Here is a 23427-nt window from a genome sequence, read left to right as displayed (position 1 = left end):
CCCCCGCATTAACCTCCTTGACGCTTTCTCATGATATAAATTTGCAACCTAACAACTATTGTAAATAGTCCATCTATACATAATCTGAACAGCGTCCTATTACAGTCTTGGAGATCTTTTTATTGCAAAAAAAACAGGGATATGCGCAATAACTCGCATATCCCTGTCGTATTTACTACTTAGTGGAAAATAAAAATAACATTGTACATCTTATAGACTAGCGTGATCACGTTTGGTGTAAGTCTTACGCTTCTCCAGAAGCTTGTTCAGCGCATCAATATAAGCGCGGGCACTTGCTTCTAGAATATCGGTGCTAAGTCCACGGCCTTGTGCAGCTACTTCTCCCTGCGAAAGCACCACATGAACCTCACCCTGCGCATCTTTACCACGGGAGACCGATTTAATCGAATAATCTCCAAGGGTAACTTCCTCATTCGTGGCTTTATCAATAGCATTGTAGATGGCATCTACTGAACCATTACCTTCGGCCTCAGCTACAATCGGCTGGTCTTCCGGACCCGCAATAATAACCTTGGCGGTTGGAACAGCTTCATTACCATAAGTAACGAACATCGTTTGCAGCTTAAAGACTTCTGGCGTATCAATTAATTTCTCTTCAATCAAAGCCAAAATGTCTTCATCTGATACTTCTTTTTTCTTATCTGCCAAATCCTTAAATCTAGAAAAAGCGGTGTTCAGCTCTTCTTCGGACAAATCATACCCAAGATCACTCAACTTATCGCGGAAAGCGTGCCGTCCAGAGTGTTTGCCGAGTACCAGCTTGCTCTCTTTAAGTCCAATAGTCTCCGGTGTCATGATCTCGTAGGTAGTTTTCTCTTTCAGCATCCCGTCCTGGTGAATACCCGATTCATGAGCAAATGCGTTAGCTCCTACAATCGCTTTATTCCCTGGAACCACCATACCTGTCAGCTTGCTGACCAGACGGCTTGTGCGAGAGATCTCGGATAACGTAAGCGATGTTTTTGCGCCAAAAAATTCAGCCCGTGTCTCAAGCGCTAGCGCAACTTCCTCAATCGCTGTGTTCCCGGCACGTTCACCGATACCGTTGATCGTTCCTTCGATCTGATCTGCACCATTCTGAATCGCAGCCAGCGTATTTGCTGTAGCCATACCAAGATCGTTATGACAATGGGCACTAAGCTGTACGCGTTCAATATCAGGCACATTCTCTTTTAGATATTTAAAGATAGCTCCGTACTCCGAAGGATTCAAATAACCTACAGTATCCGGGATATTAACAACATTAGCGCCTTCCCGGATAGCCATGCCGACCATTTCAGCCATGAAATCATACTCCGTACGTCCCGCGTCTTCTAATGAAAACTCGAGCTTAGGGAAATATTTTTTAGCGTATCGGATAGCAGACTGTGCAGTTTCCAGCACCTGAGCCTTATCCATCCGTAGCTTATGCTGGCGGTGAATAGGAGATGTAGCCAGAAAAATATGAATACAAGGGTCCTGCGCTCCCTGTAGTGCTTCTTTTACAGCATCAATATCTGTCTCTCTAGAACGAGAAAGGCCGATTACCGTGACGTTCTTCACAGCTCTTGCCACCGCATTAACAGAAGCTAGATCACCTGGAGAAGCTGCAGGAAAACCCGCTTCCATGCGATCAATTCCCAGCTTCTCTAACTGATAAGCGATCTCCACTTTCTCACGCGTGTTGAGGTTCACACCTGGTGACTGCTCTCCATCTCGTAGTGTCGTATCGAACACATAAATTTTCCGCATGCTAAGCACCTCCCAAAAATTGTGCTGAAACTCTCAAATGCGGCTCGCAAAGTCACGGCCGCATTTGAAGGTAATACTATTTAATCATAAGTATGATTATGATTATTTCTTAATCCAGTGCATCATTTCACGCAATTGGCTACCTACAACTTCTACTGGGTGAGCAGCTTCGTTGCGGCGAGTAGCGGTAAGGAAAGCACGTCCGGATTGGTTCTCAAGGATAAAGTCACGAGCGAATTTACCTTCTTGAATATCTGTCAGAACAGCTTTCATAGCTTTTTTAGTATCTTCAGTTACAATGCGTGGTCCAGTTACATAGTCACCGTACTCAGCAGTGTTACTGATGGAATCGCGCATGCTGGACAATCCGCCTTCGTATACCATGTCAACGATCAGCTTCAATTCGTGCAGACATTCGAAGTAAGCCATCTCAGGAGCATATCCTGCTTCAGTCAATGTTTCGAAGCCAGCTTTGATCAGTGCGGATACACCACCGCAAAGTACAGCTTGTTCACCGAACAAGTCAGTTTCGGTTTCTTCACGGAAGGAAGTTTCGATAACCCCTGCGCGTGTACAGCCGATACCTTTTGCATAAGCAAGACCGATTTCTTTAGCTTTTCCAGTTGCATCTTGTTCGATAGCAATCAAGCCAGGAACGCCAAAGCCTTCAACATAAGTACGACGAACCATGTGACCTGGAGATTTTGGTGCTACAAGCAACACGTCTGCATCTTTAGGAGCAACGATTTGTCCAAAGTGTACGTTAAAGCCGTGGGAGAACATCAAAGCTGCGCCTTTTTTAAGGTTTGGTTCTACTTCATTTTTATATACCGAAGCCTGTGTTTCATCTGGCATTAGGATTTGCACAACATCTGCACGGGATACTGCTTCAGCTACTGGCAATACTTCAAAACCGTCATTTTTCGCAGTTTCAAAAGATTTACCTTCACGAAGACCGATGACAACTTGAAGACCACTGTCACGCAGGTTTTGTGCTTGGGCATGTCCTTGGCTACCGTACCCGATTACCGCAATTGTCTTTCCTTTTAATACACTAAGTTCTGCATCCTGTTCATAGTACGTTGTAACTGCCATTGTCAATATCCTCCTTTAATTTGAGACCCATCATAAAGAGCGGGTGCTTCAAGAGAACTGGATTCATAGAAGATCTAGCTGCTCCTCAAGCTCCCGCTCTTTAGCGGGAAGTTCATTCATATCATATCAGATTAATGCAATCAAGCAGTAATCCGTTAAAGTCGCAAAATAAAATATTTAAGAGTTACCGCGTACCATAGCCGTAATACCCGTGCGAGACAGCTCTCTGATTCCATAAGGTTTCAAAAGCTCGATCATCGCATCAATCTTCACTGTATCTCCAACTACCTGTACTAACAATGTAGTGCTGCCAATGTCAACAACTGAAGCCCGGAAGGTTTCTACAACGCCCATAATTTCCGGACGCTCACTTGGATCAGCATTCACTTTAATCAGAGCCAGCTCACGAGCAACCATTGGCTTAGATCCAAGATCAACGACTTTAATTACATCAATTAACTTGTAGAGCTGCTTCTCGATTTGTTCAAGCGTATGCTGGTCTCCAAGAGTAACGATAACCATCCGGGACAATCCAACCTCTTCAGACTGGCCAACCGTTATACTCTCAATATTAAATCCGCGGCGACCGAACAAACCCGACACCCGTTGAAGCACACCCGGCTGGTCATTTACGAGTACAGAAATCGTATGTCTTGTCACTGTTATTCATCCCCCATCAGCATATGATCGATGGTTGAACCTTGAGTTACCATCGGGTAGACATTCTCGTCTTTTGGAACAACGAATTCTACCAATACTGGACCCGGTGTTTCCAGTGCTTTCTGCCATGCATCACGTGCTTCTTCCTTATTCGTCGCCCGTAGACCTTTTACACCATAGGCCTCAGCCAGCTTAACGAAGTCCGGACTGCCTGCGAGGTCTGTAAAGCTGTAACGTTTATCATAGATAAGATTCTGCCATTGGCGAACCATGCCAAGCACCTGATTGTTAATTACTACAATTTTGACTGGTATATTGTTAATCGCACATATCGCTAGCTCTTGGGAACACATTTGCATGCCGCCATCACCATTAATGGATACTACCAGCCGTTCAGGATGTGCCATCTGTGCACCGATAGCTGACGGGAATCCGAAGCCCATCGTTCCAAGACCGCCTGAAGTAATCCATGAACGCGGATGATTGAACTTATAGTATTGTGCAGCCCACATTTGATGCTGACCAACATCCGTTGTAACAATCGCTTCACCTTTAGTGGTGTCATTGATCATTTCAATCACCCATTGTGGTTTAAGCTCTGTTTCTGAATCCCTATACCGAAGCGGCTGATCTAGCTTCCACTGAGCAATCTGTGTTCTCCAAGCATCAGCATTAGCTGCGCGGCCAACCTCAGGATTCAGCATTTCCAATACAGTTTTTACATCGCCTACAATCGGAATATCAGGCGATACATTTTTCCCGATTTCTGCAGGATCGATATCGATATGCACGATTTTGGCTTTTGGCGCGAAGCCGTCCAGTCTGCCAGTAACACGGTCATCAAAACGTGCACCGATATTAATGAGCAAATCGCACTGTTGGATCGCATTATTCGCGGTATACGTACCATGCATACCCGGCATTCCCATCCAAAGTTCTTCTGCACTAGGGAAAGCTCCGAGACCCAGCAAGGTTGTAGTAATTGGAATCTCTGTCCGTTTCACGAATTCGAACATAGCTTCATGTGCTCCGGAGTAAATAACTCCACCACCTGCAATGATGATCGGACGTTCAGCAACCGCAATCGCACGAACCAATTTATCAAGCTGCAGTTTGTTTGGAACTGTACAAGGATTGTAGCCCCGAAGATTCACTGTTTTCACTGGTGTGAACAACGTCTTCGCTGCTGACACGTCTTTCGGAATATCGATCAACACTGGACCTTTACGACCGGTATTCGCCACATGAAAAGCTTCATGTATAACACGCGGGAGATCCTCAACATCTCTTACAAAGTAGCTATGCTTAGTGATTGGCATCGTTATCCCGGTAATGTCTGCTTCCTGGAAAGCATCTGTACCGATCAGGCTGGAGAATACGTTACCTGTGATTACAACCAATGGAGTGGAGTCCATATATGCTGTAGCAATACCTGTTACAAGATTCGTTGCTCCGGGACCTGAGGTAGCTATACATACCCCTGGTTTGCCACTTGCTCTAGCGTAACCGTCAGCTGCATGAATAGCACCTTGCTCATGACGTGTTAACACGTGATTGAAATCCGTAAAACCGTACAATGCATCATAGATGTACAGTACAGCTCCACCCGGATATCCGAATACAGTGTCTACACCTTCTAATACAAGGCTGCGGAGTAATATCTCGGAACCGGAAATGACCTCCGGCTCCATCCATTTTTCTTTTAACTGCTCAGTAGACCGTAATTCCGGTATTTGCGCGCTCATCAGTATTCCTCCTCCGATATTTAACATTCATTATGCAAATGACGGACCGTCCTTTATACATCAGCAAATGGTTCCTTATAAAACAAAAAAACCTTTCGCCTCCCACGCACAGTATTAGCGCGTGAGGGACGAAAGGTTGATCTTCCGTGGTACCACCCATGTTTGCATTACATCTCGCGATGCAACGCCTTATCAGGTATACAAAAATCCATCGATGTAGGCAAGGGCCCTAATCTCTGTAACCTGAAGTCCCTAACGCGGACTAAACGATTTCCCCTAATAATTCCACCACTCTAGCCAGTGGACCTTTCAGGAAAACAGCTCCGAGGTGAGCTCGTATATAAGGGATTTCGGTGGAGGTTGCAGCAGATCCTCACACTCTCTGAGCAAAAGAGCCCTTAAAACTTCGTCCTCATCATTGCCGATACATGTATGTTCGATAAAATGTTTAGACACATTATATGATTCCTAACATGGATAAGTCAATACCCTTATTTTTAATATTGTCACAACTCCTACTTCTACGTGCTGGGAACCCCCACCACGCTCCCGACATATGATGTACGACAATGCGTAGAAAGGGGGCGCTCTATGATCCGTTATCGTCGACCCAAGCAGGATGACGTCATTATCCTTGATTTAATCGAGCGACAGCTTGTACCATTATCTCATTTACCAAAGACTGAAATTGCCAAAATCAAAAAAGATATCCCCCGTCGTCTGGGACACGGTATCACCTTAGTCGCCTGTCCCGACTATGAGAGTGATCCAATGGGGTTTGTCCATTTCCTGCTGCATGGTGATTTACTTTATATCGATATGTTAGCCATAGCACCCGCAGCACGGCGCAAACACTTGGGGAATATGCTCATGGATCGAGCAGAACGATTTGCACTATCACGCGGATGTCATCGGGCTAAGGTATCCGTCGATTTAGGAAACACAGCAGCTCTTGCCTTTTATCAAAAATTGGGCTACAGCGTAGCCCGTTATCAATCCCTAAGCTTCTGTTACGAATTGGAGAAAAGGTTCATCTAGTTAAATCAAATTTCAACTGAACTTAAAAGAATCCGAAAGGTGGATAGGGTGTGCCTCCGTACCCGTAACCTCCATAAGGATTGCCATAGCCAGGACCTCCGCCATAAGGCGCTCCACCGCCATAGCCACCACCAAAAGCATAAGGTGCTGTACCAATGGCTAGCAAATCAAACAACACTAAAGGAATGATTGCTTTGGTTTGTACTTTTTTACCACTTACGCGTTGTAATATCAGACGATTTCCGGATACACGAAGCAGTTTCCCTGTCACCTGAGTACCGTCCTTTTTTACTGCAATGATCTGCTTACCCACGAGTCTCATAACCTGCTTCTTCGTAACTGGCTTAGTCATATGATCCCCTCCTAAATGTTTTGTACGCCTCTCATTTGCATCATCTACAAAACAGTCTATTCGATGGAAAGGACCTTCGCCTGTACACTTGCCCTCCTGCCTCAATGTTTATCCTTGCTGATCCTAATAAAAAAGCCGTATTTCCGGGAAAAGACCGGAAATACGGCTTTGAATAGTTACATGTCTATCGCTTACCAGGATCGTATGGCTGTCCTAATGCCTTAGGAGCAGAGGAACGGCCTACAGCCCCTACCAGCACGATGATAGTCAGTACATAAGGGATCATAAAGATAAACTCTTGAGGAATATTTTGTGACCACTCATACAATTGAACATAGTTGCGAATCGCTTGGGAGAATCCGAAGAATACCGCTGCACCAAAGGCACCAAGTGGATTCCATTTCCCAAAGATCATCGCTGCAATGGCGATAAAACCTTGACCAGAGATTGTATTATGTCCAAAGGTTCCGGTTGTTGTTAAAGTGATTGTAGCTCCACCAATACCCGCCATCAATCCACTCAACATTACACCGATATATCTCATCCGATTAACTTTTACACCCAGTGTATCTGCAGCACTTGGATGCTCACCTACTGCACGCAAACGCAATCCAAATGGCGTCTTAAACAGAACCAAATAAATAACGATGACCAGTATTATGGCCAGATAAGTTGTAGGATAGGAATTAAAAATCCCTTCACCAATCACTGGGATTTTGGAGAGCCCAGGAATTGCAACCTTGCTAAACCCATCAATGATCGGAGTTTCAGCAGATCCATCAAACAGGAGCTTTACCATATAGAGCGTGCTTCCTGCAGCTAAAAAGTTAATAACCGTACCACTAATCGTCTGATCAGATTTAAAGGTTATAGATGCAACCGCATGAATTAGTGAGCCTAGCACACCAACAGCTATAGCACAGAGTACACCAACCCAAGGAGCCCATTCGCCCATTCCAGCGTCCTGAGCATAATAACCGCCTACTGCTGCCGCAAAGGCACCAAACATCATCAAACCTTCAAGTCCAATGTTTACGACACCGGAACGTTCAGAGAAGATGCCGCCAAGTGAGGCAAAAATGAGCGCTGTGGAAAAAACAAGCGTTGTATTAAGCAGTTGACCTAACGTCTGCAGATCCATCTATAACACCTTCTCTTTCTTGCGCTTGAAGTAAAAGGGCTTAAGCACCCAGCGCACAATCCCTTGTGCCGCAATAAAGAATATGATTGAACCAATAACGATACGAATAAGCTCTGGTGGAACATCTGCAGCAAAACTCATACCCGCAGAACCATAAGTCAGCGTACCGTAGAGAATCGCAGCCAGAATAACACCAAGTGGATGTGTTAAACCAAGAAGAGCAACAGCGATACCATCAAATCCATATCCTGGCGATGCCGCGAAAATAGCTTGATAATGGAATACACCAAGCACCTCTCCTGCTCCGGCCAGACCGGCGAATACACCACTTATGAACATTGCCTTCATAACGTTACGTCCAACATTCATCCCTGCATATTCGGCAGCATGTGGATTGTAACCAACTGCACGCATTTCGTAGCCCTGCTTGGTCTTCCATAAGTACACATAGAAGAATACCGCTGCAGCAAGAGCAATAGCTGTACCCCAGTGTAGACGTGCATTATCAAATATCGAATTCAAAAAGGTCATGGAAAGCGAGGCCGGAATATCCTCGGAACGATTTTGTCCTGGAAGCAACAAAAAGTTTCTAACGATATAATTCGACAGGTAAAGAGCAATCCAGTTTAACATGATTGTGGTAATAACTTCGTTAATCCCACGTTTTGCTTTCAAATAACCGGCAATCCCTGCCCATAAACCACCGCAGACACCCGCAATAATTACAGCAAGCGGGACAAGCAGGAAGGATGGCAGACCTGCCATCTTAATACCCACCACTGTTGCCGCTGTCATACCAATCATTACTTGGCCATCTGCCCCGATATTAAACATCCCTGAACGGAATGCGAAAGCTACGGCTAGCCCGGTGAGCATTAATGGTGTCATTTCGCGCACAGCTTCACCAAAGTTATACAAATTACCAAACACCCGTTTGAACAGTGCGGAGTAAGCAGTTATCGGATCATAACCGCCCAGAAGCATAACTATTGCTCCCACAAGAAAACCAAGCACGATGGCAACCAGAGGAACGATGTAGCTGTCAGTTGTGAAGATTTTTTTGAACTTATTCAACTGCCTTACCTCCCCGCTGCAAGCTGCCTGCCATCATAAGACCCAGTTCCTGATCATTCGTATCTTGCGGGAACACTTCACCGACAATTTTCCCTTCATAGATAACAGCGATTCTGTCAGAGACGTTCATAATCTCGTCTAATTCAAAGGAAATAAGTAGAACAGCCTTTCCTTGATCACGCTGAGCTATGAGTTGCTTCTGAACAAATTCGATAGCCCCAACATCTAAACCGCGCGTAGGTTGTGCGGCAATTAACAATGTCGGATTTTTATCTATTTCCCGCGCAATAATCGCTTTCTGTTGATTTCCGCCGGATAAAGAACGGGCTTTGGTCTCTATTGAAGGTGTACGTACATCAAATTGCTCTATAAGCTTCGCTGCGTACTTATCAATGACATCATTTTGCAAAAAGCCATTTTTGTTGTAAGGACTCTTATAATAGGTTTCCAAAACCATATTCTCACTCATGGTGAAATCAAGCACTAATCCATGCTTGTGGCGGTCCTCAGGAATATGAGAGACATTCATCTCTGAAACCTTCCGCGGTGATAAATTAGCAATTTCATTGCCAGAAACGGTTATCGAACCCGAATCAATTTTGCGCAGACCTGTAATGGCCTGGATCAACTCACTTTGTCCATTGCCATCTACGCCAGCAATCCCGAGAATTTCCCCTGCTTTAACTTCAAAGCTAAGACCATCCAGTACGGAGACCCCGTCTTTACTCTTACTGCTGACATCCTTCAGTTTGAGTACAGATTGGCCAACCTCAGGAGCTTTCTTGTCCACTTTAAAAGTTACGCCACGCCCAACCATTTTTTCAGCTAGCTCATTAGGATTGGTCTCTGCGGTATTCACAGTATCAATTACTTTCCCACGTCTAATAATGGTGACCCGATCAGATATTTGCATGATTTCTTTAAGCTTATGCGTGATCAAAATAATGGATTTTCCCTCTGCAACAAGCCGCTTCATAATCGCCATGAGTTCCGTAATTTCTTGAGGCGTAAGTACTGCGGTCGGCTCATCAAATATGAGAATATCCGCTCCACGGTACAGGGTCTTCATAATTTCTACCCTTTGCTGCATACCTACCGAAATGTCATGAATAACGGCATTTGGATTCACTTGCAGGCCATATTGCTCCGATAGCTTCCGAACCTGTTCCGCAGCGGATTTATAGTCAATTTTAAGACCTTTTTTCGGCTCCATCCCAAGAACAATATTCTCGGTCACCGTAAAAGGCTCCACAAGCTTGAAATGCTGATGAACCATACCAATACCAAGCTCAATAGCTTTATTGGGGTTATCAATAATAACCGGTTTCCCGTCGATTTCAATACTGCCTTCATCCGGTTGATACAATCCAAATACAATGTTCATTAAAGTGGACTTGCCTGCACCATTCTCACCAAGCAATGCAAGGATTTCACCCTTTTTAAGCGTCAAGCTAATGGAATCGTTAGCAACAATACCGGGAAAGCGTTTTGTGATTTGCTTCAACTCTACGACAGGAGCCGCAGCACTCATGGAATCACCCTCATCACAGAATATATAACTACCTTATAGACACGGATGTACCGCCCTTTGTAAGGCGGTATATCTATGTTCCTCTTATCATAACCAGTGCTTTAACAAGGAATAAGGCCAGCACAACACCGGCCTTATTCTTTGATCCTTATTGTAATGCAATAAATGGAGACTAACTATTACTCGGAAGGAACAGTGATTGTTCCATCAATGATTTGTTTTTTGTATTCTTCAACTTTAGCTAGGATCTCTTCAGAAACGTTGTCCTTAGTATCAGAAATACCTACACCATTATCTTTCAGACCAAGAACGGTTGTAGTACCGCCCTTGAACGTACCGTCAATTACTTCTTTAGAAACTTTAAGAACAGCTTCGTCTACACGTTTGATCATGGAAGTCAAAGTAACGTCAGTACCAAACTCGATGGATTGGTCTTTATCTACACCAATAACCCATACTTTAGTACCGCCTGCTTTGTTACGAGCTTTAGCTTCGTTGAATACGCCATTTCCTGTTTGTCCAGCAGCAGGGAAGATAATGTCGTTTCCGTCGTTATACAATGTAGCCGCAAGAGATTTACCAACGTCTGGTTTGTCATAACCACCAGCATAAGTAGGTGTTACTTTAGCTGAAGGGTTAACTGCTGCTACACCAGCTTTAAAGCCAGCTTCAAAACGTTTGATTACAGGGCTTTCCAGACCACCGATGAATGCAACTTTGTTAGTTTTTGTAGTCAGACCAGCAACCACACCAACCAAGAAGGAACCTTCATTTTCGGAGAAAGTAACGGAAGCTACGTTAGGAGCTTCAACTACGCTATCAATGATAGCCAAGTTAGCATTTGGGTTCTCAGTAGCTACTTTTTTAATTGCGTCGCCAAGATCAAAACCAATACCCCAAGTCAAGTTGTATCCATCTTTAACGAAGGAGTTAAGGTTTGGCTCATAGTCAGCATTTGATTTACTTTGCAAGTACTTAACGCCACTACCTGTTTCTTTTTCAAGAGCTTGCAATGCTTCCCATGCGGATTGGTTAAACGATTTATCGTTTACGCCACCAATGTCAGTAACCATACCAAATTTGAAATCGGATTTAGGTGCGTTTGTTCCTGCATTGGTTCCTGCATTAGTTTCACCTTTAGCGGCGTTGTTATTGTTGTTTCCACAGCCTGTCAAAACGACTGTAAGAGACAGCAACATTGCAAGAGATAGCTTTAAACCTTTTTTCATTGAATGTAATCCCCCTTAAAATATTGGATGTCTTCTGTGTTCTGCTTGGACATTCCATTAGTTCAAATTATAACTGCAATAAAATCTAAAATCCAGTGCATAAATGACCTCAGGTCAATAATAATTTGCACTTTTTAGCAAGTAACCGCTTTCCATGACATAGCATGTTACAGTTATGTCTGGTTAATGTCAGAAACCCTGATTTTACTCTGTATAGTATTCCAACACATTACAAATATTATTGCACACTTAAGTGTTTTCTATTATTATGATTCCTTAGTAATTGCACTGAAAGGAAGTTATCAGATCATGACCGAAGAAATAAATCCACAAACAACACCGGCCTTCAAATATTGCCGTGAATCCCGTGTCTTCAAAACCGGACGCGTTTTCCCTAATGATGTCAATAATCACAAAACATTATTCGGTGGCAAGCTTATGAGCGGCATTGATGAAGTAGCCTCCATTTCAGCTATGCGCCATTGTCGAACTAACGTCGTCACAGCCTCTACAGACTCTGTAGACTTCTTGAGACCCATTCGCCCTACGGACTCCGTATGCTTTGAATCCTTCGTCTCCTGGACCGGACGGACAAGCATAGAGGTGTTTGTGAAGATCATTTCAGAAAATCTATATACTGGAGAGCGCGCTGTCGCTGCTACTTCATTTCTAACCTTTGTCGCAGTCGAAGAGGATGGCACACCTACTCCGGTTCCAGCTATCATCCCAGAGACAGACGAAGAGAAGCTGATCAACGAATCTGCTAATGAACGTTCCGAGCTACGAAAAGTTCGCCGCAATATCAGCAAAAAACTCGCCGCTCAATTAAACACCATAAAGTACTGGGAATAGCTCTGCAGATGCAGAGCTTTTTCTTTTATGTAGGGAATTTCAACGCTGCTTCATCCCTATCTTACCGCACAAAAAAGCACCGCTGCATGGGCAACCCGCAGGCGGTGCTTTTCGGTTATATTACAACACTTACGCGTTGATTTTCTCTTTAGCAATACCAGCCAAGGAGTTGAATGCGTTAAGATCATTCACAGCCAGATCAGCCAGCATTTTACGGTTAACTTCTACACCAGCCAATTTCAGGCCGTATACAAGCTTGCTGTAAGAAAGACCGTTCAAACGAGCTGCTGCATTAATACGAACGATCCACAGTCTGCGGAAGTTACGTTTAGTTTGACGACGGTCGCGGTAAGCGTAAACCATCGATTTCATTACTTGTTCTTTAGCTGTTTTAAAAATACGGTGTTTAGAACCGAAATAACCTTTTGCCAATTTCAACACTTTTTTATGTTTACGACGAACTACAAATCCGCCCTTAACTCTTGCCATATTAATAAACCTCCCAAAAATGTGTAATAAACTATTTCAAGTTAGCCAATCCTTGTTTCAAACGTCTTACATCCCCAGGGGCCATTACTGGATTTCCGTTCAGAACGCGCTTAGCGCGTTTAGATTTGTGGGACAGCAAGTGGTTTTTGTGAGCTTTGTAACGTGTTACTTTACCAGTTCCGGTAATTTTGAAGCGGCCTTTCAGGCTGCTGTGTGTTTTCATCTTAGGCATGGTGTTTCCTCCTTGAATATTATGCGGCGCCAAATTGCAGATAAGCAAGTGACTCCAGATTTATTGAGCTTTAGGAGCCAAAATCATAATCATGCTGCGGCCTTCCAGCTTTGGCTGGCGCTCAACAACAGATATATCAGCCACTTCGTTCTTTACTCGTTCGAGGATTTTTTGGCCGATATTCGCGTGTGTAATCTCACGTCCGCGGAAACGTACGGAGCACTTCACTTTATCGCCCTCACCCAAGAACTTGATCACATTGCGGAACTTAGTTTGATAATCATGTTCCTCAATGTTAGCACGGAACCAGACTTCCTTGATATCAACGACCTTCTGGTTTTTACGCGCTTCCTTCTCTTTCTTCTGCGTTTCATAACGGAACTTGCCGTAATCCATGATGCGGCATACCGGCGGCTTAGCCTGTGGTGCTACATTGACTAGATCCAGATTAAGATCGATCGCCATTTGCAGCGCTTCGCGGATCGGTTTAATTCCGATTTGCTCACCTTCCGCACCAACCAACCGTACCTCTTTGGCCCGAATTTCATCATTGATCATATGTTCCTTACTGATAACTCTCCACCTCCGGATCTTTTTAACAACTATTCTCACGTAACTCCATAAAAAAGGGGTGCCGGTAACACCCGACACCCCGTGTTTGATCAACGTTCATGAACATTAACATTCATAAAGCATTGAGATCAAAACCAGCCGGCGAATATGCCAGTCAGGTGAGAAGCAGGTGCTTCTTCTTGCAATCCCTATGATTTGCGTACTTGAATACTATACACCACACTATTTGGGGTGTCAATCCTTTTATGCAGAAATTTCGTGAATTTTATACCTGCTTACTTTGTACTTCTTCAAGTCGTACTACGCGAGTATGCTTGGTATGGCTCCATTGCTTATTGTTCTGCGTGAAGAACGCATAGAACGTAATCGGATACCACGAGATCAAGTAGATCGGGAAGAATACAAGATAAGCATATACTTTCTTGAACGTAACCTTCTCTAATGCCATCGCAATACCAAAAGTCACCAGATTGGCGCCAATAGCCAGGAAGCTGAGCCAGATCGGCAAGCTGCCGTAAATGTTAGCGATATTCGGTCCGTTAAAGAACGCCATATCCACCCACATTACCGCCGTCATTAAAAAAGTGAGCAATACAATATATACATTCGCTCCATAAAGCGCGAGGTCAAACTTCGTTAAGCTGCGTTCTTTAATACTTTGCCAAAGCAATGGGAAAAAATAACGGCGAGCAACAGTGAAGTGCCCCTGCATCCAACGCAGACGCTGTCTTGAGGAGGCCTTGAAGGTTAACGGCTTCTCATCAAATACCTTTGCATCATAATTGAACTTAGGATATACACCATGTGCTGCACTACGCATCGTAAACTCCAAGTCCTCGACCAAACTTGTAGCTCCCCAGCCCATTTCTTTAAGAAGTGTGGTCTCAAAACACATTCCGGTTCCGCCAAGGAAGTTAGCCATATTTAAATTATGGCGTGAAAGTTGCCACAAACGGTTAATATACCAGTACGAAATACCATAAGCAGCTGTAATCCAGGAATCCTCTGGATTCTTGGTGTCGATATAACCTTGGATTACCCGTGCACCTGAACAAAGATCATTATTCATCTCCATCAGGAACTCAGTATGCGCCAAGTTATCGGCATCGAACATGACAACAGCATCATATTGCCGGGGCATAGCCCACAGCTCTTTAAGCATCCATTCTATTGCGTAGCCTTTACCTCTCAGATTTGCATTGGTGCGGACACAAGCGTTCATGCCGTGTTCTCTAACGATGCGAGCTGTACCGTCTGTACAATTGTCACAAATTACAAATACATCGTACAGTTCTGATGGATAATTAAGCTGCTTCAGATTCTCCATTAATGCGCCGACAACTTCTTCCTCGTTATGTGCGGCAACAAGTACGGCAAAAGATTTTTCCGGCTTATACTGCGTTTTTTTCTTTTTCCTGTGCAGTCCGAATAATGAAAACGTAAACTGATAGACTGCGATTGCTGCCAAGATCACTTGGAGCGTAACAAACAGTGCGTCTGTCATGACCTTTTGATGCCCCCTTTTTTCACTCTTGGTGTTCTTTTTTTCTCTCTAGCTTGCTTGACGTTCTTTCTGACCCTTTTGTTGCATCCCTTAACAATAGACCAAGAGTATTCTTATTCTCGGCAGACTTCACAATTTTTATATATGCTGTTTAAAAGAATTCTATGGATTCCTTTTTTTGAATCCTTATTTATCTCTTACCCTTTTAAACAGGTTTAGTCTGCTTGAATCATTGTAAAGCGTAATAGTGCTCTAAGTCAAAACTGGCAAATTTCGTGTAAACCTGAGCTTTTCCTTGAAATGAACTACCTTTAAAAAGTATGATTAAGACAGATCTAAGCTATAGAACGGATTACTGCATTAACATCTGTTAACGGTAGCCGGACTAGCGGAGGGAATTAGATATGAGACATTTATTCATGAAACTACATCTCTGGGAGCGGCATCTTTTTAAGTGGATCAACGGACGAATGCATAATCGTTTTTTGAACTTTTGGCTCTTTTACCTTACTCATTTGGGTGGAGCTACAAGCACGATTGTTATCAATATACTGGTATGGGTATTAGCTCCTGAGCCTTGGAGAACTACAGGTTTACAAGCCTTAACAGCACTAGCTGTCAGCCATATACCCGTAGCTATCGCCAAAAAACTGTACCCGCGTATGCGTCCTTATCTGGCGTTACCGGAAACCAATACTTTTCGTAATCCATTAAAGGATCATTCTTTTCCATCTGGTCATACTACAGCTATCTTTGCTTCTACGGTCCCTTATATGCTGGCGTTTCCTGCTTTGACCGTTATTCTGCTGCCGCTAGCTTGTATTGTCGGATTTTCTCGTATTTATCTTGGATTGCATTATCCATCAGATGTTATAGCTGGCGCAGTGATCGGTTCCTGCGTAGCAGCTGGTACTATAGCCTTATGGATGTAAAGCATTTATTGTTAATAACCGGGAAAACCCTTGAGAATAGGTGAATCAACATTGCGTAAAAAAAGAATCTTAATACTCTCGGAAGGTTTTGGCGCCGGACATACACAAGCAGCTTATGCGTTGTCGAGCAGTCTTCGCCAATTATCGCCTAATTTACAAACGAAGGTGCTAGAACTTGGAAATTTTCTAAACCCCAAGATGGCACCTATTATTCTGTCTGCTTACCGAAAGACGGTAACGACACAGCCAAAATTGATGGGTTATGTCTACCGTCACCAGAAATCATTCAATCGTCTTACCACGCTTGCCTTGCATCGTATATTTTATACGCATGCCAAAAATATTGTGAGACAACTGAAACCCGACGTAATTGTCTGCACACATTTTATTCCAGGTGCTGTAGTGTCCCGCCTAAAGAGATTGGATCCTACCCTAAATGTGCCGCTCGTCACCGTCATAACCGATTATGATGCGCATGCAACCTGGATTAGCCCAGAGGTAGACCTTTACCTGGTTTCAACACCTGAGGTTAAATCCAAATTGCGCAGCCGAAATATTCCTGCCACGAAAATTCAGGTAACAGGTATACCGATACACCCTAATTTTTGGAAGCATCCCGGAAAGCAGGAGATTCGAGAGCAATTCAATCTGCGGGAGATGCCAACCGTTCTTGTCATGGGCGGCGGCTGGGGAATCATGAACGACCAAGTCGTAAACGCTTGTCTGGCGGAATGGCGTGACAAGATTCAGATTGTTTTCTGTCTCGGCAATAACGAACAGCTGCTAAAGGAAATGAAAGAAGACCCGCATTATAATCATCCTAATATTTCCTTACTCGGCTTTACGCGTGAAATCCACAAGCTGATGGAGGTGTCCGATCTGTTGGTTACAAAACCGGGAGGAATGACCTGCAGTGAAGGGCTTGCAAAAGGTATTCCGATGCTCTTCCATCACCCTCTTCCCGGGCAGGAGGAGGAGAATTGCCGCTACTTTACTGCAGCCGGCTTCGGAGAACCGATCGAATCTTTAGAGGTTGTCGAAATGTGGATGGAGCGCCTCTTAAACAACTATGAGGATGTGCAAAACAAGCGCAAACTTCATCTTGAAGAAATTGCGCGCTACCATCCTTTACAATGTGCTCAGAGTATCATTGAATTATTGGAATAGTTAATTTAAAAAAGCGGCAGCCTCCAAACTACTTTACTTGGAGAGTTGCCGCTTTATTATTGAAGCATGCCATTTGAAGCAGTGCTTTGTAACTACAGCCGATATTTATCCAATCGGGTAGCCTGATACTGTTTGAGTGCTTCTGCACCTACAATTGCCTCGCAACGATGGATATTCACGCCACGTCCGACAAATTTCGTCTCATATTCTGTCATGATATGATCCTCGTTGATGATGCCATCTGCATGTAGGTCCAAAGAAATATTTTTCATCTGCAAGCCAAAGTCCGCAAAGGCATTTAATGAGAATTCAAAAAGACTGCGGGAATCTGTTTTCAGATGAATTTCACCTAGATCGCTAAGCAAACCGCGATATTTGTCAAGAAAACGCGGATGTGTCAAACGACGCCGGGCATGCTTACTTTTAGGCCACGGATCGCTGAAATTAAGATAAATCCGTTCAAGCTCTCCCGGAGCAAATACTTCCTCAGCATAATCGATATTTGCAAGTGCCAATTTCAGGTTAGGCGGTGTTTCATGTCCTGCCGGCTCCCATACTGCTCTAGCCTTATCTCCAGCACGGCGGATCAGCTCATCATACATATCCACTCCGATAAAGTTAATATCAGGGTATTTAAAGCTCATTTGGCTGATAAACTGTCCTTTGCCCATTCCGAACTCCACATGGATCGGATGATCGTTACCGAACAGCTTGGACCACTCACCTTTATAACTCCGAGGATCTAGAATGACTAAATCCGTCTGTTCTTCCAAACTTTCACGTATTCCTTTTCTTCCGCGTAAACGCATAGGTATTCCTCCGATTATCTCTTATACGATAACTGTCACTTGCAATATTGTGCCGAAATTGTCCCAAAAAGTAAAGGGATTGCGGTAAAAAAAGAAAAAGGAATTCTCTGGTTCAGCTCTTAAATGAGCTGTTCAGAGGAATTCCTTCGTTGTTGTATATTGGAAATAGATTTCGTTCTTGTCTGGCAAATCAGGATTTACTTTGTGTTTGTGGCAAATGTCTTTTTTTCGAATGCGCTACGAATTTTGCGCTGCGCATCTGTCTTGATCTTAGGGTTGCCGTTAAATTCCACGCCCGTTAGTGCAAGGGCTTCATCTGGTGTTAAGTGGACTTCAATCGAATCTTTACCCTCAGCATATACCGTTTGAGAATTCATTGCTATCACCTCACGGTTATTATTATGGATCGGACGACACGAAATTATGAACTCCTGGATGAATTTCTTTATGCCACAGCAGCTTTTCACACTCTGAATATAACATACTATGTAAGCATTTTCAAGCTGAAAGCGCCTTATTTCCTGCCTATTTTTCATGCCGTTATGAGGAGTCAATGTTACGCCGAGCTCGGTTTTTTGATACAATGTATTGGATTATAAGAAACGGCTGTGCGTTCTCTGGGATAAGGACGCCATCTGTCTCAGAAAAATATAAGGATAAGGAATCTTATCCATAATTATATTTTCAGAAAGGGGCTTCTCGTGTCTAATCTTCAATACACTTCTCCTCCGCAACTTTGGGGAGATAAACGTTTTCATACTTGGAATTACGAAATGCGTGAACACATGAACACCAAGGTATTCAAAGTTATGCTTGATGCAGGCTTTACCTGTCCCAATCGTGACGGCTCCATTGCTAAGGGAGGCTGCACATTTTGCAGTGCCAGAGGTTCTGGTGATTTTGCCGGAAGCCGCCGAGATGACCTAGTCACACAATTCAATAACGTCCGTGACAGACAGCATCTGAAATGGCCAAATGCTAAATATATCGGTTACTTCCAAGCCTATACTAATACGTACGCTCCGGTCGAAGAGCTGAGAGAATATTTCGAAGTTATTTTGCAGCAGCCTGGTGTCGTTGGATTGTCTATTGCTACCCGCCCTGACTGTCTGCCGGATGATGTGGTCGAATATTTAGCAGAGCTGAACAAGCGTACGTATCTTTGGGTAGAGATGGGTCTTCAGACTATACATGACTCCACTTCTGAGCTTATTAACCGGGCGCATGATACGCAGTGTTATGTGGAGGCTGTGGAGAAGCTGCGCCGTCACAATATTCGAATCTGTACCCATATCATTCACGGTCTCCCACAGGAGACGCACGAAATGATGCTTGAAACGGTATCTGCTGTAGCTCGCATGGATGTGCAGGGAATTAAGATTCACCTTCTGCATCTCATGCGCAAAACACCAATGGTGAAGCAGTATGAAGCAGGATTGCTCCGATTCATGGAACAGGACGAGTATGTGAAGCTGATTGCTGATTCACTTGAAATTCTGCCCCCTGAGATGATTGTTCATCGCTTGACTGGAGATGCCCCACGGGATCTCTTAGTTGGACCGATGTGGAGTCTCAAGAAATGGGAAGTGCTAAATGCCATTGACGATGAGCTTGTTGCTCGTGATACTTGGCAGGGTAAGTATTGGAGGAAGGGCTAATGGGCTTTATGTCCGTTCTAAGCTTTGCTCATAAATTAATCTCTGAGCGGCTAACTTTAGGTGACCGTGCGATTGATGCAACTGTAGGTACTGGTGCTGACACGCTTTTTCTAGCCAAAACAACCGGAGCTCGTGGCGAAGTCTACGGCTTTGACATTCAAGCTGCGGCGCTGAAGCTGGCAGAAGAACGTCTCCGGCTTGCGCGGGAGGACACTTCCTCACTCTCTGCCGTTACCTTACTGGAACGCAGCCATGCCGAAATGGCAGAAGCCGTCCCGGCTAACTGGCCAGGCACCGTTGGTGCTGTAATGTTCAATCTTGGCTATCTGCCTTCAGGCGATGCCGACAAGAATATCATTACTGAGCCGGATAGCTCTATTGCAGCCCTGGAAGCTTCACTCCAACTGCTGCGTCCGGGGGGAATTATTACGGCTGTACTGTATCCTGGCCATGCAGGCGGAGATCTCGAAGCCGCCGCTGTTGAAGCTTGGGCTGCGACTGTTTCCCCTAAGGTAGCGCAGAGCATTGTATATCGCCAGTTGCAGCGCACGGACGCACCTTATGTAATTGCCCTCGAGAAGAAAAAAGGTTCCCCATCTTAAGCTTTGTAAACAATCAAACAATCTTGTAATTGGGAAGGAAGATTACGAATGACACAACCATATCCTTTAAAATTTCAACCGGAGTTTAAAGAACGTGTCTGGGGTGGCCGCGCGCTGGAGAAATTCGGCCTGAATCTACCAGAAGGCCATATTGGTGAAGGCTGGATGATTGCCGATCATGCGAATGGAACATCTTCGGTGGTTAATGGAGAATTAGCTGGACAAGGTCTGGATCAAATTCGTGAGCAATTTGGTCATGAGTGGTTCGGAAGCAAGGGAATATCAGAAGCTGGCGGAAGATTTCCACTCTTGATCAAATTGTTGGATTGCAACGACAACCTTTCCGTTCAAGTCCATCCTACGGATGATTATGTAGGATTGCCTAAAGGTGAACTGGGTAAAACAGAGATGTGGTACGTATTAGACGCTAAGCCAGATGCAAAAATCATCTACGGCCTTAAAGAAGGCGTAGACCGTGAAACATTACGCGAAGCACTGGAAAAAGGCACGGTTATGGATAGCCTTCAAGAGGTATCTGTCTCCGCTGGCGATTCCTTCTACATCCCTGCCGGAACGGTACATGCTCTATGTGCTGGTGTCGTTGTAGCGGAAATTCAACAGAATTCCGACACTACATACCGTATTTATGACTACGACCGTCCAGGTCTAGATGGAAAACCACGCGAGCTTCATATCGAGGATTCTCTGAATGTTACAGCTTATGAAGGCGCCGGCGCTACTTCGATGAAGACCGATCATGCAGTGCCTGGAGAGTGGCTGCAGCTTGCCGCTTCACCTTATTTTATTGTCGAAAAAGGGATCGTAAATGGTTCATGGGATCTCACCACTTCAGAAGACAGCTTCACTATTCTGGTTATCTGCGAAGGCAGCGGACATCTGACTTGGGAAGGCGGCTCCCAGCCTTATGCAGCAGGGGAATGTTATCTGATTCCTTCCAACCTAGGCCGTTATACTATCGAGGGTCATTCTACTGTGCTTCGCTCTTATTTACCATAAGTCGAGAACCTTTAGGAGGAATGGACCATGAAGGAAAACAGCTTTACTCTAACGGATCCCATAGGTGTAACCATCCATGTCTATGAATGGTTACCTGAGTCCGATGTTCCAGTTAGAGGAATCGTGCAAATTTCACACGGGATGTGTGAAACTGCTGCCCGGTACGCTCGTTTTGCGGAAGCTTTAACCGGGGTTGGTTATGCAGTATATGCCAATGACCACCGGGGACATGGTAGAACCGCTGGTCAAGTCAATCTGCTTGGTGATGTTGGGGAGGACGGATTTTATTGGATGCGGCGTAATCTTCTGCAGGTAGGTGCCGCAGCACTCTCCAAGCATGAAGGAAAGCCCATCATTTTATTCGCACACAGTATGGGTTCCTTTCTGGGTCAAAAACTCATGTGCGAAGAAGGCAACGAAATCTATTCAGGGTTTATCCTAAGCGGGACAAACGGTCCACGCAGTATGCTGCGTATTGGAGAATCTCTGGCAAGCGCGCAGCTTAAGCTAAAGGGTGAGCATCATCGCAGTGTACTGCTGAACAGTCTGGTATTTGGCAGCTATAACCGCGCCTTTTCCCCGGTCAGAACAACATTTGACTGGCTGAGCAGCGATACTGCGGAAGTAGATAAGTACATTTCCGATCCATTCTGCGGAGCTATTTGTACAACACGCTTTTTCCGTGGTTTCTTCCACCTCCTAAGAGAGATCCATACTGAGGAATCACTTAGCACATTGTGTACAGGTAAGCCCATTTATATATTCGGTGGGGATAAAGACCCTGTCGGTATGAACGGTCAAGGCATTCCCCGTCTTGCGGAGTTGTATAAGAAACGAGGAGTGTCAGACGTTGAGTTCCGACTCTATCCAGAAGGTAGACACGAAATGCTAAATGAAGTGAATCGAGATCAAGTCACAGCCGATGTGCTCAACTGGTTAGAGCGCCACCTTCCTTCAGAGGTTGCTAAGATAAGTTAAGAAAAAAGCGCAGTTGTTAGTGAATTTATGAGACGAGAAATGAGACAACATAGAAGCGATGCTCCCGGTATATGGGAGATCGCTTCTTTGCGGTTTGCGTAGCTTATCTCAGCAGACTTCTCAATCTAACAATCTCCAGTTCCTTCGCGCATCTGAACTTTAGTAAATAAACTTCCGCCACCACTTTCGGACTCAGTTGACGCTGTCTTCAGCTCATCGCTCTCCCACACCACGTACAAACTCGTTGTCGCTAGCTACACATCATCACCATTCCCCCTCTACTTTCGGACTCAGCTGTCACTAACTACACATCATCACTTTCCCCCTCTACTTTCGGACTCAGTTGACACTTACTACACATCATTACTCTCCCCGCTACTTCCGGACTCAGATGACGCTATTTGCTAATTTATAGCCTTTCGAGCTAGATATAGGACTCCAGTGCAGCTATTCATGTGAAACAGGATCATATTTGGTGTGTTTCGTGCAAATAGCGACTATGCGGTCCGTTTGCATCCAAAAAACAGGATATTTCCACGTTTAAGGTCCGCTGGGTCCGCCTACGCCGAGTCATTACACTCTCCGCTAATTTCGGACTCAGTTAACACTAACTACACATCGTCACTCTCCCCTGCCACTTTCGATCTCAGTTGTTACTAACTACACTCATTACTCTCCCCGCTACTTCCGGACTCAGTTGACGCTATTTGCTGATTTATAGCCTTTCGAGCTAAATATCGGACTCCAGTACAGCTATTCATGTGAAACAGGTTCATATTGGGTGTGTTTCGTGCCAATAGCGACTATGCGGTCCGTTTGCATCCAAAAAACAGGATAATTCCACGTTTAAGGTCTGCTGGGTCCGCCTGCGTCGGGTTACTCACCGCTTCCGGACTCAGATGACGCTATTTGCTAATTTATAGCCTTTCGAGCTAGATATCGGACTCCAGTGCAGCTATTCATGTGAAACAGGTTCATATTGGGTGTGTTTCGTGTC

Annotated in this window: 23 protein-coding genes and 1 other annotated feature; of the genes, 8 read left to right on the top strand and 15 right to left on the bottom strand. The window is 44.6% G+C overall.

Translation table 11 applies throughout. The annotated features are described in order from the left end of the window. Positions 1 to 210 precede the first annotated feature (210 nt). The 4 genes from MKY54_RS06845 to ilvB form a co-directional block, all read right to left on the bottom strand. Positions 211 to 1752, bottom strand: a complete 1542-nt coding sequence (locus MKY54_RS06845) for a 2-isopropylmalate synthase (RefSeq protein ID WP_038569217.1) — start codon at positions 1750 to 1752, stop codon at positions 211 to 213. Between the two features lie 102 nt (positions 1753 to 1854). Next, positions 1855 to 2847: a ketol-acid reductoisomerase gene (gene ilvC, locus MKY54_RS06840; protein ID WP_036679485.1), complete on the bottom strand. Its 993-nt coding sequence runs from the start codon at positions 2845 to 2847 to the stop codon at positions 1855 to 1857. Between the two features lie 177 nt (positions 2848 to 3024). Next, positions 3025 to 3513, bottom strand: a complete 489-nt coding sequence (gene ilvN / locus MKY54_RS06835) for an acetolactate synthase small subunit (protein WP_170914191.1) — start codon at positions 3511 to 3513, stop codon at positions 3025 to 3027. Beyond that, complete coding sequence (ilvB, locus tag MKY54_RS06830; RefSeq protein ID WP_248547824.1) at positions 3510 to 5252, bottom strand: biosynthetic-type acetolactate synthase large subunit; 1743 nt, start codon at positions 5250 to 5252, stop codon at positions 3510 to 3512. The genes ilvN and ilvB overlap by 4 nt, the downstream gene beginning before the upstream one ends. A gap of 591 nt (positions 5253 to 5843) precedes the next feature. Between ilvB and MKY54_RS06825 the strand changes: the two genes are divergently transcribed. Further along, positions 5844 to 6290 carry a GNAT family N-acetyltransferase gene (locus MKY54_RS06825; protein ID WP_036679492.1) on the top strand — a complete coding sequence of 149 codons (447 nt, stop codon included), beginning with the start codon at positions 5844 to 5846 and terminating at the stop codon, positions 6288 to 6290. A gap of 22 nt (positions 6291 to 6312) precedes the next feature. Here MKY54_RS06825 and MKY54_RS06820 read toward each other — a convergent pair whose 3' ends face one another. The 5 genes from MKY54_RS06820 to MKY54_RS06800 form a co-directional block, all read right to left on the bottom strand. Next, positions 6313 to 6642: a hypothetical protein gene (locus MKY54_RS06820; RefSeq protein WP_076128060.1), complete on the bottom strand. Its 330-nt coding sequence runs from the start codon at positions 6640 to 6642 to the stop codon at positions 6313 to 6315. Between the two features lie 184 nt (positions 6643 to 6826). Further along, the gene (locus MKY54_RS06815) at positions 6827 to 7783 is read right to left on the bottom strand and encodes an ABC transporter permease (protein ID WP_036679496.1); all 957 of its coding nucleotides are present in this window, start codon (positions 7781 to 7783) and stop codon (positions 6827 to 6829) included. After that, on the bottom strand, positions 7784 to 8857 hold the full coding sequence (locus MKY54_RS06810; RefSeq protein ID WP_076107269.1) for an ABC transporter permease: 1074 nt from the start codon (positions 8855 to 8857) through the stop codon (positions 7784 to 7786). Then, on the bottom strand, positions 8850 to 10388 hold the full coding sequence (locus tag MKY54_RS06805; protein WP_036679500.1) for an ABC transporter ATP-binding protein: 1539 nt from the start codon (positions 10386 to 10388) through the stop codon (positions 8850 to 8852). Before MKY54_RS06805 ends, MKY54_RS06810 begins: the two co-directional genes overlap by 8 nt. Positions 10389 to 10567: 179 nt before the next feature. After that, positions 10568 to 11617, bottom strand: coding sequence for a BMP family ABC transporter substrate-binding protein (locus MKY54_RS06800; protein ID WP_076107271.1), 1050 nt, complete (start codon positions 11615 to 11617; stop codon positions 10568 to 10570). 309 nt (positions 11618 to 11926) lie between these two features. On the opposite strand from MKY54_RS06800, the gene MKY54_RS06795 reads away from it, so the two are divergent. Next, on the top strand, positions 11927 to 12469 hold the full coding sequence (locus MKY54_RS06795; protein WP_051491073.1) for an acyl-CoA thioesterase: 543 nt from the start codon (positions 11927 to 11929) through the stop codon (positions 12467 to 12469). Between the two features lie 129 nt (positions 12470 to 12598). Here the strand turns inward: MKY54_RS06795 and rplT are convergent, their stop codons facing one another. From rplT to MKY54_RS06775, 4 genes are all read right to left on the bottom strand, one after another. Next, positions 12599 to 12958 (bottom strand): 50S ribosomal protein L20, encoded by a 360-nt coding sequence (gene rplT, locus MKY54_RS06790; RefSeq protein ID WP_036679505.1) that lies wholly within the window; start codon positions 12956 to 12958, stop codon positions 12599 to 12601. Positions 12959 to 12989: 31 nt separating this feature from the next. Further along, the gene (rpmI, locus tag MKY54_RS06785) at positions 12990 to 13190 is read right to left on the bottom strand and encodes a 50S ribosomal protein L35 (RefSeq protein WP_036679507.1); all 201 of its coding nucleotides are present in this window, start codon (positions 13188 to 13190) and stop codon (positions 12990 to 12992) included. 60 nt (positions 13191 to 13250) lie between these two features. After that, positions 13251 to 13748, bottom strand: coding sequence for a translation initiation factor IF-3 (gene infC / locus MKY54_RS06780; RefSeq protein WP_036679510.1), 498 nt, complete (start codon positions 13746 to 13748; stop codon positions 13251 to 13253). Between the two features lie 57 nt (positions 13749 to 13805). Further along, positions 13806 to 13950, bottom strand: a sequence feature (ribosomal protein L20 leader region). A 78-nt stretch (positions 13951 to 14028) separates the two neighbouring features. Next, positions 14029 to 15267, bottom strand: a complete 1239-nt coding sequence (locus MKY54_RS06775; RefSeq protein WP_036679513.1) for a glycosyltransferase family 2 protein — start codon at positions 15265 to 15267, stop codon at positions 14029 to 14031. Between the two features lie 404 nt (positions 15268 to 15671). On the opposite strand from MKY54_RS06775, the gene MKY54_RS06770 reads away from it, so the two are divergent. Further along, positions 15672 to 16199 carry a phosphatase PAP2 family protein gene (locus tag MKY54_RS06770; protein WP_076128062.1) on the top strand — a complete coding sequence of 176 codons (528 nt, stop codon included), beginning with the start codon at positions 15672 to 15674 and terminating at the stop codon, positions 16197 to 16199. Between the two features lie 51 nt (positions 16200 to 16250). Next, complete coding sequence (locus tag MKY54_RS06765; RefSeq protein ID WP_076128064.1) at positions 16251 to 17366, top strand: glycosyltransferase; 1116 nt, start codon at positions 16251 to 16253, stop codon at positions 17364 to 17366. 92 nt (positions 17367 to 17458) lie between these two features. Here the strand turns inward: MKY54_RS06765 and trmB are convergent, their stop codons facing one another. Next, on the bottom strand, positions 17459 to 18175 hold the full coding sequence (trmB, locus tag MKY54_RS06760) for a tRNA (guanosine(46)-N7)-methyltransferase TrmB (protein WP_036679523.1): 717 nt from the start codon (positions 18173 to 18175) through the stop codon (positions 17459 to 17461). Positions 18176 to 18372: 197 nt separating this feature from the next. Continuing rightward, entirely contained in the window at positions 18373 to 18552 is a 180-nt protein-coding gene (locus tag MKY54_RS06755; protein WP_036679526.1) for a hypothetical protein, read from the bottom strand. A 324-nt stretch (positions 18553 to 18876) separates the two neighbouring features. Here MKY54_RS06755 and MKY54_RS06750 point away from each other — a divergent pair, with 324 nt between their 5' ends. The 4 genes from MKY54_RS06750 to MKY54_RS06735 are packed head-to-tail and all read left to right on the top strand — an operon-like array spanning position 18877 to position 22430. Next, on the top strand, positions 18877 to 19833 hold the full coding sequence (locus tag MKY54_RS06750; RefSeq protein ID WP_076107276.1) for a TIGR01212 family radical SAM protein: 957 nt from the start codon (positions 18877 to 18879) through the stop codon (positions 19831 to 19833). Further along, a complete protein-coding gene (locus tag MKY54_RS06745) occupies positions 19833 to 20435 on the top strand; it encodes a class I SAM-dependent methyltransferase (protein ID WP_076219068.1) in 603 nt (200 codons plus the stop codon). Before MKY54_RS06750 ends, MKY54_RS06745 begins: the two co-directional genes overlap by 1 nt. A gap of 48 nt (positions 20436 to 20483) precedes the next feature. Next, the gene (locus tag MKY54_RS06740) at positions 20484 to 21452 is read left to right on the top strand and encodes a type I phosphomannose isomerase catalytic subunit (RefSeq protein WP_076128070.1); all 969 of its coding nucleotides are present in this window, start codon (positions 20484 to 20486) and stop codon (positions 21450 to 21452) included. A 27-nt stretch (positions 21453 to 21479) separates the two neighbouring features. Further along, a complete protein-coding gene (locus tag MKY54_RS06735) occupies positions 21480 to 22430 on the top strand; it encodes an alpha/beta hydrolase (protein ID WP_076128072.1) in 951 nt (316 codons plus the stop codon). Positions 22431 to 23427: the final 997 nt, after the last annotated feature.

Origin of the sequence: Paenibacillus sp. FSL P2-0121, assembly GCF_037975345.1 — a bacterium.
Lineage (GTDB): Bacteria > Bacillota > Bacilli > Paenibacillales > Paenibacillaceae > Paenibacillus_AQ > Paenibacillus_AQ odorifer.
Note: the sequence above shows the minus strand (reverse complement) of the source record. Positions and strands in the feature narration are given on the sequence as shown.